This is a genomic window from Streptomyces sp. NBC_01515 (assembly GCF_045040345.1).
In the GTDB taxonomy this organism is placed as follows: domain Bacteria; phylum Actinomycetota; class Actinomycetes; order Streptomycetales; family Streptomycetaceae; genus Streptomyces.
The window spans coordinates 10,000,960-10,017,231 of sequence record NZ_CP109416.1 but is presented as its reverse complement, the minus strand read 5'-3'; the positions used below and the strand labels follow the sequence as shown (position 1 = coordinate 10,017,231).

The window sequence follows — 16,272 nt, the reverse complement described above, 5'->3', positions numbered from 1 at the left end:
CTGAATCGTTTCATACATACGCCGTTCCGTCGCACGTCACAGGAGCCCTCAAGTGACCGATCTCGCCGCGGTGAAGGCCGCTCTCCAGACCCAGGCAGTCGAGACGCCGTCGTGGGCGTACGGGAACTCGGGGACCCGGTTCAAGGTCTTCGCCCAGGAGGGCGTTCCCCGGACTCCGCAGGAGAAGCTGGAGGACGCGGCCAAGGTCCACGAGTTCACCGGCGTGGCTCCTACGGTCGCCCTGCACATCCCGTGGGACCGGGTCGACGACTTCGGGGCGCTGGGGAAGTTCGCGGAGGACCACGGCCTGAAGCTCGGCGCGATCAACTCGAACACGTTCCAGGACGACGACTACCGGCTCGGGAGTGTGTGTCATCCCGATGCGGCGGTGCGGCGCAAGGCGCTGGATCATCTGCTGGAGTGTGTCGACATCATGGATGCGACGGGCTCCGCCGATCTGAAGCTGTGGTTCGCGGACGGGACGAACTATCCCGGGCAGGATGATCTTTCCGCGCGTCAGGACCGGTTGGCGGAGGCACTCGCGGCGGTGTACGAGCGGCTCGGGGACGGGCAGCGGATGTTGCTGGAGTACAAGTTCTTCGAGCCGGCCTTTTACGCGACGGACGTGCCGGACTGGGGTACTGCGTACGCGCATTGCTTGAAGCTCGGCCCCAAGGCTCAGGTCGTGGTCGATACCGGGCATCACGCGCCCGGCACCAATATCGAGTTCATCGTGGCGACGCTGTTGCGGGAGGGGAAGCTCGGGGCGTTCGACTTCAACTCCCGGTTCTATGCGGACGATGACCTGATGGTGGGGGCGGCTGATCCGTTCCAGTTGTTCCGGATCATGTATGAGGTGATTCGGGGTGGGGGGTTCACTGCGGATGTCGCCTTCATGCTGGATCAGTGTCACAACATCGAGGCGAAGATTCCGGCGATCATTCGGTCGGTGATGAATGTGCAGGAGGCTACCGCCAAGGCGTTGCTGGTGGACCCTGTCGCCCTGGGTGCGGCTCAGCGGGCCGGGGATGTGCTGGAGGCGAATGCCGTGTTGATGGACGCGTACAACACGGATGTGCGGCCGCTGTTGAGGGAGTTGCGGGAGGACCAGGGGCTTGCCCCTGACCCGATTGCGGCGTATCGGGCTAGTGGGTGGCAGGAGCGGATTGTTGCTGAGCGGGTTGGGGGGCAGCAGGCTGGGTGGGGAGCGTAGGCGTCTGCCTGGATCTGCTTGTCTGCGGGGTGCGGGCCGTCTGTGGCTGGTCGCGCCCACGCGGCGGAGCCGCATATCGATACAGCCCCGCGCCCCTAAGGAATTGCACTCGCCCTCTCTCGTAGAAGGACTGGAAGTTCATGGCACCGCACCCCGACGCCGCCTCTCTCCTCGCTCGTTCCAATCGGCTTGGTTCCGATCCTCGTAATACCAACTACGCCGGCGGGAATACGTCCGCGAAGGGCACCGACACTGATCCCGTGACCGGGGGTGATGTCGAGTTGATGTGGGTCAAGGGGTCCGGAGGGGATCTCGGGACGCTCACCGAGGGTGGGCTGGCCGTGTTGCGGCTGGATCGGATGCGGGCGCTTGTCGACGTGTATCCGGGGGTGGAGCGCGAGGACGAGATGGTCGCCTCGTTCGACTACTGCCTGCACGGGAAGGGGGGTGCGGCGCCCTCGATCGACACCGCTATGCACGGGCTCGTGGATGCCGCTCATGTCGATCATCTGCACCCCGATTCCGGGATCGCGCTCGCCTGTGCCGCCGATGGGGAGAAGCTGACCGCCGAGTGTTTCGGGGACAGTGTGGTGTGGGTGCCCTGGCGACGGCCCGGGTTTCAGTTGGGGCTGGACATCGCTGCCGTCAAGGCCGCCAATCCGCAGGCCGTTGGGTGTGTGCTCGGGGGGCATGGGATCACTGCCTGGGGGGACACCTCTGAGGAGTGTGAGCGGAACTCGCTGCACATCATCCGTACCGCCGAGGCGTTTCTCGTCGAGCGGGGGAAGCCGGAGCCCTTCGGGCCGGTCGTCGAGGGGTACGGGGCGTTGGCCGAGGGTGAGCGGCGGGAGCGGGGGGCCGCGCTTGCGCCGTATGTTCGTGCTGTCGCGTCTCAAGACCGGGCGCAGGTCGGGCACTTCACCGATTCCGATGTCGTGCTTGATTTTCTCGCTCGGGCCGAACATCCCCGGCTTGCCGCGCTCGGCACCTCGTGCCCCGATCACTTCTTGCGGACCAAGGTTCGGCCGCTCGTTCTCGATCTGCCGCCCACCGCTCCGCTGGACGAGGCGATCGCGCGGCTGAAGGAGCTGCATGCCGTCTATCGGGAGGAGTACGCCGGCTATTACCAGCGGCACGCTCTGCCCGACTCCCCCGCGATGCGTGGGGCCGATCCGGCGATCGTGTTGATTCCGGGTGTCGGGATGTTCTCGTTCGGCAAGGACAAGCAGACGGCGCGGGTGGCGGGCGAGTTCTACGTCAACGCCATCAACGTGATGCGTGGGGCCGAGGCCGTTTCTACGTACGCGCCGATCGAGGAGTCGGAGAAGTTCCGGATCGAGTACTGGGCGTTGGAGGAGGCCAAGCTTCAGCGGATGCCGAAGCCCAAGCCGCTGGCGACTCGGGTCGCGCTCGTCACCGGTGCGGGGAGTGGGATCGGGAAGGCCATTGCCCGGCGGCTGGTCGATGAAGGGGCCTGTGTCGTTGTCGCGGATCTCAACTCCGACAACGCGCGGGCCGTTTCGGAGGAACTGGGTGGGCCCGACAAGGCTGTTGCCGTCACCGTCGACGTGACGGACGAGGGACAGATCGCCGATGCCTTCAAGGCCGCCCTGCTGGCCTTCGGCGGGGTCGATCTCGTCGTGAACAACGCGGGGATCTCCATCTCCAAGCCCCTGTTGGAGACTTCGGCCCGGGACTGGGATCTGCAGCACGACATCATGGCCCGCGGGTCGTTCCTCGTCTCGCGTGAGGCTGCCCGGGCGATGATCGCGCAGGGACTCGGGGGCGACATCCTCTACATCGCTTCCAAGAACGCCGTGTTCGCCGGGCCCAACAACATCGCCTACTCGGCCACCAAGGCCGACCAGGCCCATCAAGTGCGGCTGCTGGCCGCCGAGTTGGGTGAGCACGGTATCCGGGTCAACGGGATCAACCCGGACGGTGTCGTGCGGGGCTCGGGCATCTTCGCGGGCGGTTGGGGTGCGCAGCGGGCGGCGACCTACGGGATCGAGGAGGAGAAGCTCGGCGAGTTCTACGCCCAGCGGACCATCCTCAAGCGCGAGGTGCTGCCGGAGCATGTCGCCAACGCCGTCTTCGCCCTCACCGGCGGGGACTTGACGCACACCACCGGGCTGCACGTCCCGGTCGACGCCGGCGTTGCGGCCGCCTTCCTTCGGTGAGCGCCGACGTGAACGTGTACGCCGCGGTCGACCTCGGCGCGTCCAGTGGGCGGGTCATGGTCGGCCGTGTCGGGCCCGACTCCCTGGAATTGGCGGAGGCCCATCGTTTCCCGAACCGGCCCGTTCGGACTCCTGAGGGGCTGCGCTGGGACATCCTCGCCCTGTACGCGGGTGTCCTGGACGGGCTCCGGGCGGCGGGCGCGGTGACCGGCGGGCGGCTCGACTCGGTCGGTATCGACAGTTGGGCCGTGGACTACGGGCTGTTGGACGCGGACGGGGCCTTGCTGGGCAATCCCGTGCACTATCGGGACGCCCGCACGGAGGGGGTCGCCGAGAAGGTGTGGGCGACGGTGCCCGCGAGTGAGCTGTACGCGTCGACCGGGTTGCAGTACGCGCCGTTCAACACGCTGTATCAGCTGACCGCCGCTCGCGAATCGGCCCAACTGGCGCACGCCGAGCGGTTGTTGCTCGTCCCCGACCTGCTGTCGTACTGGCTCACCGGTGAGCAGGGCACCGAGCTGACCAACGCCTCCACCACCCAACTCATCGATCCCCGGACGCGCGACTGGGCGTACGACATCGCCTCGCGCCTCGGTATCGACCTCGGACTGTTCGCGCCCTTGCGGCAACCGGGCGATCCTGCGGGGGCGTTGCGGGACGAGGTGCTGGAGGAGACGGGGCTTCGGGGGCCCGTGCCGGTGACGGCGGTGGGGTCTCATGACACCGCGTCAGCTGTGGCCGCCGTTCCGGCAGTTGAGGAGCGCTTCGCCTATATCTGTACCGGCACCTGGTCGCTGGCCGGTCTGGAGCTCGACGCGCCGGTGCTCAGCGAGGCGAGCCGGGCCGCCAACTTCACCAATGAGCTGGGCCTCGACGGCACGGTCCGGTATCTGCGCAACATCATGGGACTGTGGTTGCTTCAGGAGTGTGTACGGGCCTGGGGCGAGCCGGAGTTGGGTGAGTTGCTGCGCGGGGCCGCTCGGGTGCCGGCGCTGCGGTCGGTCGTGGACGCGGGGGACGCGGCGTTTCTGGCGCCGGGCCGGATGCCCGAGCGGATCGCCGATGCGTGCCGCGGTTCCGGGCAGCCGGTGCCGGAGTCCCGGGCGGAGATCACGCGCTGCATCCTCGACTCCCTTGCGCTCGCCCATCGGCGGGCGGTCAGTGACGCCCAGGAACTCGCCGGCCATCCGGTCGACGTCGTGCACATCGTCGGGGGCGGTACCCGTAACGCGCTGTTGTGCCAACTGACCGCCGATGCCTGTGGGTTGCCGGTGGTCGCGGGTCCTACGGAGGCTGCGGCCCTCGGCAACGTGCTCGTCCAGGCGCGGGCCCATGGGCTCGTGGGTGACCTGGCCGGGATGCGGAGACTCCTCGCCCGTACGCAGCCGTCGACCCGCTACGAGCCTCAGGGCGACACCGCCCAGTGGCGGGCGGCGGAGGCCCGGCTCGCCGCGCGGTGAACCGAGGGCTCACTGAGACGGTGACCTCCGGCTCGGCGGCCCGGCTCGGTACGCGGCCAACCGGGGACTCCCCCTGACGGTGACCTCCGACTACGCTGCATCCATCCGATGATCGACTACTAAGGAGCCGCGATGCGTGTCGCTCTGTTCCTGACTTGCGTCAACGACACGCTCTATCCGGACACCGGGCGCGCCGTGGTGAAACTGCTGACCAGGCTGGGCGTCGAGGTCGACTTCCCGATGGCCCAGACGTGCTGCGGGCAGGCGCACTACAACACCGGTTACCGCCATGAGGCCGAGCCGCTCGCCCGGCATTTCTCCGATGTCTTCGGGGAGTACGAGGCGATCGTCACGCCGTCCGGGTCCTGCGGGGCGATGGTGCGGGAGCTGTATCCGCGCATGGGCGAGCGGGCCCGGGCCGAAGGGCGCGGGGACACTCTCGCGGCCACGTTGGCGCCGGTGGTGCCGAAGACGTACGAGCTGACCGAGTTCCTCGTGGACGTGCTCGGGGTGACGGACGTCGGGGCCTACTACCCGCACAAGGTGACCTACCACCCCACCTGCCACGGGCTGCGCAGCCTCGGGCTCGGCGACCGGCCGCTCAAGCTCCTCCAGGCCGTCAAGGGGCTGGAGTTGGTCGAGCTGCCCGGTGCGGACGAGTGCTGCGGGTTCGGCGGGACGTTCGCCGTGAAGAACGCCGATGTGTCGGCGGCGATGGGTGCCGACAAGGTGCGCAACGCCGAGTCGACGGGTGCCGGGGTGCTGTGTGCTGCGGACAACTCCTGTCTCATGCACATCGGGGGCACGATGGCCCGGCTCCACACCGAGATGCGGCCGGTGCACATCGCCGAGATCCTGGCCGCCACCGAGATGGAAGAGGAGACGGGCGCATGAGCGGCACCTTCGTCGGAATGCCCGCGTTCCCGGCCTTCCCCGTGGCCGCGCACGAGGCCGTCAACAACCAGACCCTGCGCGGAAATCTGCGCCACGCCACCCACACGATCCGCGCCAAACGGGCCAAGGCCGTGGCGGAGTTGTCCGACTGGGCGGCCCTGCGCGAGGCCGGTAAGCAGATCAAGGACCACACCCTCCGCCATCTCGACCGCTATCTGGTCCAGTTGGAGGAGTCGGTGACGGCCGCCGGCGGCATCGTGCACTGGGCCGCCGACGCGGACGAGGCCAACCGGATCGTGACTCAACTCGTCAAGGAGACGGGCGAGTCGGAGGTCGTCAAGGTCAAGTCGATGGCCACGCAGGAGATCGGGCTCAACGAAGCCCTGGAGGCGGCGGGCATCCGCGCCTACGAGACCGATCTCGCCGAACTCATCGTGCAGTTGGGCAAGGACCGTCCCTCGCACATCCTGGTCCCCGCGATCCACCGCAACCGCGGTGAGATCCGGGAGATCTTCGCCCGCGAGATGAGCGAGTGGGGCCGCCCGGCCCCGGACGGGCTGACCGACACGCCCGCCGAACTCGCCGAGGCCGCCCGTCTCCACCTCCGCGAGAAGTTCCTGCGGGCCAAAGTCGGTATCTCCGGCGCCAACTTCATGGTCGCGGACACCGGCACGCTCGTCGTCGTCGAGTCCGAGGGCAACGGCCGGATGTGCCTCACCCTCCCCGAGACGCTGATCTCGGTCGTCGGCATCGAGAAGATCGTGCCCACCTGGCAGGACCTGGAGGTGTTCCTGCAGACCCTCCCCCGCTCCTCGACCGCCGAGCGCATGAACCCGTACACCAGCACGTGGACGGGTACTACGGACGGGGACGGGCCGCGCACCTTCCACCTGGTCCTGCTCGACAACGGCCGCACCGACACCCTCGCCGACGAGGTCGGCCGTCAGGCCCTGCGCTGCATCCGCTGCTCGGCCTGCCTGAACGTCTGCCCGGTGTACGAGCGGGCCGGCGGGCACGCCTACGGCTCGGTCTACCCGGGCCCGATCGGCGCGATCCTCAGCCCCCAACTCCGGGGCACGGCAAGCGAGATCGACGCCTCGCTGCCGTACGCATCCTCCCTGTGCGGTGCCTGCTACGAGGTGTGCCCGGTCGCCATCGACATCCCCGAAGTGCTGGTGCATCTGCGGGAGAGGGTGGTGGAGGGCGGGCCGGTGACCCGCGAGGGCAACAAGGTCGTCCTGCAACCCGCCAAGGGCCATGCCGCCGAGCGCGCGGCCATGCGGGCGGCGCGCTGGACGTTCACGCACCCGGGCGCCCTGCGCACCGGCCAACGGCTCGCGTCGCGCACCCGGCGCTTCCATCCACGGACCCTGCCCGGCCCGGGCAAGGCGTGGAGCGGCACCCGGGACCTGCCCGCCGTACCGGCGGAGCCGTTCCGCGACTGGTGGCAGCGCACGCACGGTGGAAAGGACGAGGCCAAGTGAGCAGCAGGGAACGGATCCTGGGCCGCGTGGAGCGCGCGCTCGCGGACGTGCCGAAGGACGACACCCCGTACGACCAGGCCTTCGAGCGCGGTTATCTGCGCGAGCACGGGGACCGGAGTGTCGAGCAGACGGTGGAGCTGCTTGCCGAGAACCTGGCCGACTACCGCGCGCTGGTACACCGGTGCACGGAGGCCGAACTGGCCGCCGTGATCGCCGGGTTGCTCACCGAGCGGGGCTCGCAGACCGTCGTCGTACCGCCTGGGCTGGAGCCTGCGTGGCTCGCGGCGGCCGACGCGGAACAGGTCGCCGACCGGGGCGAGAGCACCCCCGCCGAGCTGGACCGGGTCGACAGTGTGGTCACGGCGTGCGCGGTGGCGGTCGCCGAGACCGGGACCATCGTGCTTGACGGCGGCGCGGACCAGGGCCGCCGCCGGATCACGCTCGTCCCCGACCACCACATCTGTGTCGTACGGGTGCCGGACCAGGTGGTGTCCTCGGTCCCGCAGGCGCTCCAACGCCTCGACCCCGCACGCCCGTTGACCTGGATCTCGGGTCCTTCCGCGACCAGTGACATCGAGCTGGACCGGGTCGAGGGGGTGCACGGTCCGCGCACCCTTGAGGTGGTGCTGGTGAGTGGTCAGGCGAGCGTGGAGGTCAACTCGTAGGTTCCGGAGGGTAGTTGGTAGGAGGCGGTGTCGTCCGTGAAGCCGAGGAACTGCACGCCCAGCGCCTCGGCCAGGGGCCGTTTGCCCTCGTGGACGGTCGACGGGTCGACGGTGGGGATGCGCAGGGTCGCCGTGCTGTTGGCGGGGACGACCGCTCGGTACGTCAACTTCCCGTCCCTCGCGGTCCATTCGCTGACGATCTCGCCGTAGGGAGAGACGTGTGAGCCGCGCACCTTCGTGATCCTGCCGGTCGGGTCGATGTGGGGCCGGAGGAAGAAGTGCTGGAAGCCCGGGTGTTCGGGGTCCTTGGCGATGCCGGCCATGCTCTCGTACATCCACTCCATGATCGCGCCGTAGGCGTAGTGGTTGAAGGAGTTCATGTCGACCGGGCCGAAGCCGTCCTGCTTCGAGTACGAGTTCCAGCGCTCCCAGACCGTGGTGGCGCCGTTGGCCACCGAGTACAGCCAGGACGGCATCGCGTCCTGGTGGAGGAGGCTGTACGCGAGGTCGGCGCGGCCCTCGTCGGTGAGGACGGGGGCGATGACGTTCACGCCGAGGAAGCCCACCGCGAGGGTGTTCTCCGGGTACTCCACGCGGGTGCTGTCGGGGTGGGCCGCCTTGTAGGCCGGGCTGTTGCCGATGTTGTCGGTGAGCAGGGTGACCAGTTGGCGGTGCTGCGACTCCGTGTCGTAGAAGCCGAGTTTGAGGATCCAGAGCAGGGCGGTCTGGGTGTCGTCCTCGGTCTTGCCCGCACTGTTGCCGGGGGTGTGGGGCGGCGGGTCGCCGAGGCTCGACCGGACCGTCAGCTGTCCGGTGAGGGCGTCGGTGACGAAGTACCTGGTGATGAAGGCCCGCTTGATGTGGGTGAACAGCCGCTCGTAGGTGGCCGCTTCGGCGGTGCGGCCGGTGGCGCGGGCCATGTCCGCCATCAGGCGGGCGCTGTAGCCGTAGTAGACGTCGCTGATGAGCTGGGTGCTGGTGATCTGGAAGGCGAGCCAGTCGCCGAAGATCGCGCCCTGGCCGGCGTAGGTGTCGCCGGTGCGACTCCGGATCCAGTCAAGGTACTTGGTCATCGACGCCCAACTGCGGTCGATGATCGTGGTGTCGCCGGACATCTGCCACACGGTCCACGGCACGACCACCCCGCAGTCCGACCAGCCGCTCGCCGGGAGCGGCTGGCTGAAGCGGTGGCCCGGCGCGACCCAGGGGAACTGGGCTTTCCCCGCACCGTAGTTGTGCTGCGAGTCGATCAGCGTGTCCTGGAAGTGGCTGAGGAAGGAGACGGCGTCGGTGTTGTACAGGCCGGTGTTGGAGAAGAGCTGGGTGTCGCCGGTCCAGCCGAGGCGTTCGTCGCGTTGTGGGCAGTCGGTGGGGATCCAGAGGTAGTTGCCGCGCTGGCCCCAACGGACGTTGCTGATCAGCTGGTTGACGTCCGTGTCGTCGGTGGTGACGGTGCCGATGTCGTGGAGGGCGGAGGTGGCTACCTTGCCCGTGAGTTCGACGAGGGTCACGGTCTCGGTCGTGGTGACGGAGACGTACCGGAAGCCGTAGAAGGTCAGCGAGTCCTGGTGGGTCTCGCCTGCCGGGTCACCCTTGAGGATGTAGGTGCTGGTGGCGTCGGCGGTGCGGAGGTTCGCGCGGTAGACCGAGCCCGCGGGGCCGTCGGCGCCCGCGCTGTCGTCGTTGAGCATCTCCCCCGGTTTGAAGGCGACTTGGGCGCCCGCCGGGCCGCGCAGCGTGTAGCGGGGCACGCCGACCAGGTTCTGGCCGAGGTCGATGACGGCGGTGTCACCGGGGTGCAGGGTGACGGAGACGGTGGACGCCTGCACTGGGTCGGTGACCGTGCGGACGGGGTCGACGACGATACGGCCCTTGCCGTTCGCGCTGCCGTCCTGGTCCAACACGCCCGCGACTTCCGTGACGCCCGTGTAGACGGTGACGGAGTGCGGCTTGCGGTCCCACTCGGGCATCAGGCGGGCGCTCTCGCCGGGATAGGCGACCAACTGGGCGTCGGGGAAAGGGTCTTGTGCCTCGACCGACGACCAGGCCGAGGCGTCGAAGCCGTTCGCCGTCCAACCCGGGAGTTCCTTGCGGGCGTCGTAGAGCTGGCCGTCGTAGATGTCGTCGGTGCGGTAGGGACCGGTGTCGGTGGCTCGCCAGTCGGGGCCGGGGGCGGTGACGATCGTCTGGGTGGAGCCGTCGGCGTACCGGACGAGGAGCTTCGCCTTGAGGGCCAGGGGGTTGCCGTCGGCCGAGTAGTGGGTGCTGTTCTCGGCGATGCGGCCGTTGTACCAGCCGTTGCCGAGCACGGCGGCGAGGGTGACCTGGGCCGGGTCCCCGAGCAGGTTCGTGACGTCGTAGGTGAAGTAGTTGACGGTGGTGTCGTAGTTGGTCCAGCCCGGGGGCAGGAACTCGTACGTCGTGCCGTCGCCCTGGGGCACGGACACGCGGCGGCCGTTGACATAGGCGTCGTACACGCCGAGCGCGGAGAGGTACAGCCGGGCCTCGGTGACCTGCCCGCCCGTCAGCGCCGTCTGGCTGCGCAGGAGGGGCGCGCCGGCGGTGTTCGGCCGCTTGCCCGCCATGCCGATCCACTGGGCGCCGTCCCAGCCGGTGACGCCGTCGGTGCTGAGCAGGCCGGTCTCGAAGTGGGCGCCGGGTGCGGCGGTGACCGCGCGGCCGTGCTCGTCCCACACCGTCACCGTCCAGTGGTAGCGGGTCGAGGCGCGCAGTTCGGGGCCGGAGTAGTGGACGGCGACCGAGTCCGCAGAGTCGACGCGGCCGCTGTCCCAGACGTCGGCACTGCCGTGGGTCAGGTGGCGGGGCGAGGTGGCGACCTTGATCCGGTACGCCGTCTGGTGCCGGCCCCGCGCGGTGGACGCCATGCGCCAGCCGAATCTCGGGTGTGCCGCGTCGACGCCGAGCGGGTCGGTGCGGTGTTCCACGGTCAGGCCCGACACCGTGGTGCCGGCCGAGGCGGTTCCTCCGGCGCCGTTGCCTCCTGCCATCGCCGCGGGGACGACGCTCAGGGCCGCGGTGGTGAGCAGCGTGCGGCGGCGCAGCCTTCCGATGCGGGCCGTCGCGTCGGCTCCGTCGACTCCGTCGTTCATGCCGCTGTCCCTTCGGCCCGCCGGGAGATGAGGTGTCTCGGATCATTCCAGGGTCCGCGTGTCCGCGTCACCAGCCGGTGGGACGCTGTTGAAGGGCGGTGCGGGACCGGCGCCGTTAGCGTGAGGACATGATCCGGTTCGAGCAGGTCAGCAAGCGGTACCCGGACGGTACGACGGCCGTGGACGGGCTGTCCTTCGAGGTGAACGAGGGCGAACTCGTCACGCTGGTCGGCCCGTCCGGCTGCGGCAAGACGACGACCATGATGATGGTCAACCGCCTCATCGAGCCCACCTCCGGCCGGATCTTCGTGAACGGCGAGGACATCGCCACCGTCGACCCGGTGCGACTGCGCCGCCGTATCGGATACGTCATCCAGCAGGTGGGTCTCTTCCCGCACCGCACGGTCCTCGACAACACGGCGACCGTGCCGTCCCTGATCGGCTGGAAGCGGACGAAGGCGCGGGCCAGGGCCGCCGAGCTGCTCGATCTGGTGGGCCTGGACCCGAAGACGTACGGCCCGCGCTATCCGGAGCAGTTGTCGGGCGGGCAGCGGCAACGCGTCGGTGTGGCGCGTGCGCTGGCCGCCGATCCGCCGGTGCTGCTGATGGACGAACCCTTCGGCGCGGTCGACCCGGTGGTGCGGGAGCAGTTGCAGGACGAGTTCCTGCGGATGCAGGCCGCTGTGCGCAAGACGGTGCTGTTGGTCACGCACGACATCGAGGAGGCGGTACGGCTCGGCGACCGTATCGCCGTGTACGGGCAGGGGCGGATCGAGCAGTACGACACCCCCGGCGCGGTGCTCGGCAAGCCGGCGACGCCGTATGTCGCCGAGTTCGTGGGCGCGGACCGGGGTCTGAAACGGCTGTCGGTGACGGAGATCGAGCCCGACGACCTGGAACAGCCGCCGGTCGCCCGCGTGGACGAGCAGGCACAGCGGGCCGCCGACCGGCTGCGGGTGGAGGGCGCGCGGTGGGCGGTGGTCCTCGACGAACAGGGCGAACTGCAGGGCTGGGTCAAGGCCGACGAACTCGCCGCGGGCGGCACGGTCGGCGAACTCGCCCACCGCATGAACGCCTGGGTGCCGGTAGGCGCCCCGCTGAAGCAGGCGTTCGGCGTGATGCTCCAGCACGACGCCGGGTGGGTCGCCGTACTGGACGGCGCACGCTTCCTCGGCGTGCTGACCCCGGCGAAACTGCATGAGGCGCTGCGGCGGTCCGTGGACGCGGACGCGCTCGGGGTGCCCCGGGGGCAGGTGGACTTCGACTCGGTGGCGGACGCGTGAGGCTCGCTCGGCGGCTCAGGAGTAGGTGAGGGGACAGCCCTGTCGGAGCGCGTGCTGGGCGGCGCGCAGATATAGGGCCACGTAGAAGGCCGTGTCCAGGTCCTCGCTCCAGAGCCCGGGACGGGCGGCCGCCAACTCCTCTGCTTCTCCCTCCAGGAACCAGAAGGTGAGGGCCAGGTTTCCCGTCACCTCCGGTATCCCGACGGGCAGTTCAAGCGCGGCGGCCAGCCGCTCGGCCAGGGCCAGCACCTGGGGTGCGCCCGCGATCACCGTCTCGTCGGTGTACGCGGAGCCGATCGGCAGTCGTATCTCCTCGTCGAGCGAGACCGGCACCAGCACCGACCAGCCACCGATCAACTCACGCTCGGCAGGAGTCAGTCGGGCGCGGCACAGCGCGTCGAACCCCTGCATGGAGGGGCTCAGCTTCTCCTCGAACGCCGACCCGAAGTCCCGCTCCGGCACGGACGCGTACGGCGGCAGCCCGCGCCGGGCCAGCTCCGCGTCGAGCCCCTTGGCGATCGCCCCCATGCCCCCTTCCCTCGTGTCCTCACTCAGCCACTCCCCCGCACCGACATCGACCAGATAGACACCCATGCCGGAAAGGTACAAGCCGCCACTGACAATGCCCCTGCTTCCGCTTCCTCCTCACTTCAGCAGGCCCTTGTCCTTCAAGTACGTCCGCGCCACGTCCTGCGCCAACCGCCGCCAGCTGTCGACCTGTTGGTTCATGGACGCCAGGTCGGCCGTGGTGAGGACGTCATTGAGTTTCCCCAACGCCTTGGTCACGCCGGTGCTGCCCGCCCGGGAGCGGTTGACGACCGGGACGACGTAGTCGGCGTTCTGGAGGTGCTTGTCGTCGGTGAGGAGGACCAGGCCGAACTGGTCGAGGGTCGCGTCGGTGGTCGTGGTCAGCACCATCTGGTCCTGGCCGTTCTGGACCGCGCTCTTCGCCTGTGTCGTGCCGACGCCCTTCGGGTCGACGGCGGTGATGTCGATGCCGTAGGTCTTCTTCAACCCCGGTTCGCAGTAAGGCCGTTGCACGCACTCGTCGCCCGCCGCGAGCCGCACCTTCAGTCCCGAGGCACCGAGGTCGCTGAGGGTCCTGAGGTGGTGTTCCTTGGCGTACGAGCGGGCCACCGCGAAGGCGTTCTGGTCGACGGCCTTGCCGGGGTCGAGGACGGTGAGGCCGCGGGGCGTGGCCAGTCGGCGGAGTGCCTTCATCGTGGTGGCGAGGTCGGGTGAGCCGACGGCGGGTGCGTCGGGGCCGTTGGTCTTGGCGTTGAGCCAGTCGGCGAAGGTGGCCGCGTACTCGGGGACGACGTCGATCTGCCCTGATTCCAGGGCGGGTTCGTAGAGTTCGCGGTTGGCGACGGTGAGCAGGGACGTCTGGTAACCGGCTTGCTTCAGCAGGAGCGAGTACATCTGGGCGAGCAGGTCGCTCTCGGTGAAACCGGCCGAGCCGATGGTCAGGTGATGGCTGTCGCCGGGTGGTGCGGTGACGGCGCTCTGGTTCTCCAGGGACGGCCCGGTCGAGCAGCCGGCGACCAGGAGGAGGAGACCGGCCACGGACATGCGTCGCAGTCGCAGTCGCTTCATCGTGCTCTCCCCGCCCACCGGGGCGCCAGCCGTTCGGCGACCTCGAAGACGCCCTCGACGAGCAGCGCGAACACGGCGACGAGGACGGCCCCGGCCACCACCTGTGCGGTGTTGGCGAGGTTGAAGCCGGCGGTGATGATGCGGCCGAGTCCACCGCCGCCCGCGAGTGCGGCGATCGTGGCGGTCGCGACGAGTTGGACGGCCGCGATCCGTACGCCGTTCATCAACAGCGGGAGCGAGAGCGGCAGTTCGACGCGGAACAGCATCTGACGGCCTGTCATCCCCATCCCGCGCGCGGCCCGCACCACATCGCGGTCGACCTCGCGCATGCCGACGTAGGCGTTGGTGAGCAGCGGCGGTACGGCGAACAGGACCAGGGCGACGACCGTGGGCCCCTCGCCCCACTTGCCGATCGGGGTCAGGAGCAGCAGCACCAGGACCGCGAAGGTGGGCACCGCGCGGCCGATGTTGGAGATGTTCACCGCGAGCGCGCCGCCCTTGCCGAGGTGGCCGAGGACGAGGGCGATCGGCAGCGCGATCAGACAGCTGATGGCGAGGCAGACGACCGTGAGGACGAGATGCTGCGCGAGCCGGTGCCAGATGCCGTCGTCGCCCGACCAGTGGGCGGAGTCGGTGAGCCAGTGCCAGGCGTCGGTCAGGGTGTTCATCCGCGCACCGCCCTCGTCCAGGGGGTGATCAGCCGTTGCACGAGCAGCAGGAGCAGGTCGGCGACGATCGCGATCACCACGCACAGCACGGACGCGGTGAGCACCTGTGCCTTGAAGTAGGTGTTCATGCCCGCGTAGATGAGGTTGCCGAGTCCCCCGAAGCCGACGATCGCCCCGACCGTGACCAGCGAGACCGCCGAGACGGTGGCGATGCGGAGGCCTGCCATCGCGGCGGGCAGCGCGAGGGGCAGTTCCACGGTGAGAAGGAGGCGGATCGGGCCGTAGCCCATGCCGCGTGCGGCCTGTCGGGTCTCTTCGGGTACGGCACGCAGGCCGGCCAGGATGTTCCGGACCAGCAGGGTGAGCGAGTAGAGGACGAGCCCGGCGACGACGAGGGTGGCGGAGAGGCCGTAGACGGGCAGGAGCAGCGAGAACATCGCGAGGGACGGGATCGTGTAGAGGATCGTCGTCACCGCGAGCACCGGTCCCGCGGCCCAGCCCCAGCGGCGGGCCACCACCGCGAGCGGCAGCGCGATCGCCAGGCCGATCAGCACCGAGACCGCGGTGAGCTGGAGGTGCTGGACGACCGCGTCGACGAGGATGTGGCGGCGGGTGCTCAGGTACTCGCCGCAGATCCACTCGTTGCGGGCGAGGCAGTCGTCCGGGGGCGCGGTCACAGGTCCATTGCATCGGGCGGGCCCGGCGACGGCGCGTTCTGGTGACCCGTACGGGCGTCGGCCGAACGCGACGGTGTCGTACACCCCACTGTCGCGGGAGCCCGTACCTCCGGTCACGGCATCCCCGGTGAGCCCGACCCCGGGGGTGTCGCTGAGTACACCCCGCGATACGGGTTCTGCGCCCAATGTGCGCAACCGGCGTTCTCCGTAGCGTCGTTGACGAGGCACAGGGCGTGCCGCACGAAGGGTGACGGCGATGTTTCGCAGCGCACGACGGACGCACGACAAGGGACCCGCCGCGGAGGCGCTGCGGCTGGTCAAGGTGAGCAGGACCTACGGCCGTGACGACAGCGCCGTGACCGCTCTGGACGGGGTGACGCTGAGCCTGGAGCGGGGCACGTTCACGGCGGTGATGGGGCCTTCGGGGTCCGGGAAGTCGACGCTGTTGCAGTGTGCGGCCGGGCTGGATCGGCCGGACAGCGGGATCGTGATGGTCGACGGTGCGGAGATGACGGGCGGGAGCGAGGCGGAGCTGACGCGGTTCCGGCGGAGTCGGATCGGGTTCGTGTTCCAGCAGTACAACCTCCTCGACACGCTGACCGTCGCGCAGAACACCGTGCTGCCGCTGAAGCTGGCGGGCCGGCGCGTCGACCGGCGGCGGGCCCAGGAGGTCCTGACCGCGGTCGGGCTCGGCGACCGGCTCGGCCACCGTCCCGACCAGCTCTCCGGCGGTCAGCGGCAGCGGGTCGCCATCGCCCGCGCGCTGGTCACCGAGCCCCGGGTGATCTTCGCGGACGAGCCGACCGGCGCCCTGGACACGCGGAGCGCGCGGGATGTGCTGCTGCTGTTGCGGGAGGCGGTGCGGGTGCACGGCCGGACCGTGGTGATGGTGACGCACGACCCGGTGGCGGCCTCGTACGCCGACTCGGTGGTGTTCCTCGCGGACGGCCGGCTCGCCGGGCGGATGCACGCGCCGACCGTCGACGCGGTCGCCGAGCGGCTCGCGCACCTGGGCGACGACATGACGGCGGGGGTGTGAGCG

13 protein-coding genes are annotated in these 16,272 nt (G+C 69.5%); 8 read left to right on the top strand and 5 right to left on the bottom strand.

Annotation, left to right across the window (positions count from 1 at the left end; all coding sequences use genetic code 11):
- Nucleotides 1-52: 52 nt before the first annotated feature.
- The 6 genes from rhaI to OG407_RS44235 all read left to right on the top strand — a co-directional run bounded on the left by rhaI (nucleotide 53) and on the right by OG407_RS44235 (nucleotide 7,896).
- Nucleotides 53-1,213, top strand: coding sequence for an L-rhamnose isomerase (gene rhaI, locus OG407_RS44260; protein ID WP_405866337.1), 1,161 nt, complete (start codon nucleotides 53-55; stop codon nucleotides 1,211-1,213).
- A gap of 140 nt (nucleotides 1,214-1,353) precedes the next feature.
- Nucleotides 1,354-3,393 carry a bifunctional aldolase/short-chain dehydrogenase gene (locus OG407_RS44255; protein WP_405866335.1) on the top strand — a complete coding sequence of 680 codons (2,040 nt, stop codon included), beginning with the start codon at nucleotides 1,354-1,356 and terminating at the stop codon, nucleotides 3,391-3,393.
- An 8-nt stretch (nucleotides 3,394-3,401) separates the two neighbouring features.
- Nucleotides 3,402-4,853, top strand: coding sequence for a rhamnulokinase family protein (locus tag OG407_RS44250; RefSeq protein ID WP_405868916.1), 1,452 nt, complete (start codon nucleotides 3,402-3,404; stop codon nucleotides 4,851-4,853).
- Nucleotides 4,854-4,985: 132 nt separating this feature from the next.
- Entirely contained in the window at nucleotides 4,986-5,747 is a 762-nt protein-coding gene (locus tag OG407_RS44245) for a (Fe-S)-binding protein (RefSeq protein ID WP_405866333.1), read from the top strand.
- Nucleotides 5,744-7,231 (top strand): LutB/LldF family L-lactate oxidation iron-sulfur protein, encoded by a 1,488-nt coding sequence (locus OG407_RS44240; protein WP_405866331.1) that lies wholly within the window; start codon nucleotides 5,744-5,746, stop codon nucleotides 7,229-7,231. Before OG407_RS44245 ends, OG407_RS44240 begins: the two co-directional genes overlap by 4 nt.
- The gene (locus tag OG407_RS44235) at nucleotides 7,228-7,896 is read left to right on the top strand and encodes a lactate utilization protein C (RefSeq protein ID WP_405866329.1); all 669 of its coding nucleotides are present in this window, start codon (nucleotides 7,228-7,230) and stop codon (nucleotides 7,894-7,896) included. The genes OG407_RS44240 and OG407_RS44235 overlap by 4 nt, the downstream gene beginning before the upstream one ends.
- Here the strand turns inward: OG407_RS44235 and OG407_RS44230 are convergent.
- Nucleotides 7,869-11,006: a family 78 glycoside hydrolase catalytic domain gene (locus OG407_RS44230; protein ID WP_405866327.1), complete on the bottom strand. Its 3,138-nt coding sequence runs from the start codon at nucleotides 11,004-11,006 to the stop codon at nucleotides 7,869-7,871. The two genes, OG407_RS44235 and OG407_RS44230, sit on opposite strands and share 28 nt — an antisense overlap.
- Before the next feature lie 128 nt (nucleotides 11,007-11,134).
- Between OG407_RS44230 and OG407_RS44225 the strand changes: the two genes are divergently transcribed.
- Nucleotides 11,135-12,289, top strand: coding sequence for a betaine/proline/choline family ABC transporter ATP-binding protein (locus tag OG407_RS44225; RefSeq protein WP_405866325.1), 1,155 nt, complete (start codon nucleotides 11,135-11,137; stop codon nucleotides 12,287-12,289).
- A 15-nt stretch (nucleotides 12,290-12,304) separates the two neighbouring features.
- Here OG407_RS44225 and OG407_RS44220 read toward each other — a convergent pair whose 3' ends face one another.
- Genes OG407_RS44220 through OG407_RS44205 form a run of 4 tightly spaced genes read right to left on the bottom strand, consistent with a single transcriptional unit; the run spans nucleotide 12,305 to nucleotide 15,230 of the window.
- Nucleotides 12,305-12,883 carry a hypothetical protein gene (locus OG407_RS44220; RefSeq protein ID WP_405866323.1) on the bottom strand — a complete coding sequence of 193 codons (579 nt, stop codon included), beginning with the start codon at nucleotides 12,881-12,883 and terminating at the stop codon, nucleotides 12,305-12,307.
- A gap of 51 nt (nucleotides 12,884-12,934) precedes the next feature.
- Nucleotides 12,935-13,885, bottom strand: coding sequence for an ABC transporter substrate-binding protein (locus OG407_RS44215; protein WP_405866321.1), 951 nt, complete (start codon nucleotides 13,883-13,885; stop codon nucleotides 12,935-12,937).
- On the bottom strand, nucleotides 13,882-14,553 hold the full coding sequence (locus tag OG407_RS44210) for an ABC transporter permease (RefSeq protein WP_405866319.1): 672 nt from the start codon (nucleotides 14,551-14,553) through the stop codon (nucleotides 13,882-13,884). Before OG407_RS44210 ends, OG407_RS44215 begins: the two co-directional genes overlap by 4 nt.
- Nucleotides 14,550-15,230, bottom strand: coding sequence for an ABC transporter permease (locus OG407_RS44205; protein ID WP_318020537.1), 681 nt, complete (start codon nucleotides 15,228-15,230; stop codon nucleotides 14,550-14,552). Before OG407_RS44205 ends, OG407_RS44210 begins: the two co-directional genes overlap by 4 nt.
- A 256-nt stretch (nucleotides 15,231-15,486) precedes the next feature.
- On the opposite strand from OG407_RS44205, the gene OG407_RS44200 reads away from it, so the two are divergent.
- A complete protein-coding gene (locus OG407_RS44200; protein WP_405866317.1) occupies nucleotides 15,487-16,269 on the top strand; it encodes an ABC transporter ATP-binding protein in 783 nt (260 codons plus the stop codon).
- The last annotated feature ends 3 nt before the right edge of the window (nucleotides 16,270-16,272 follow it).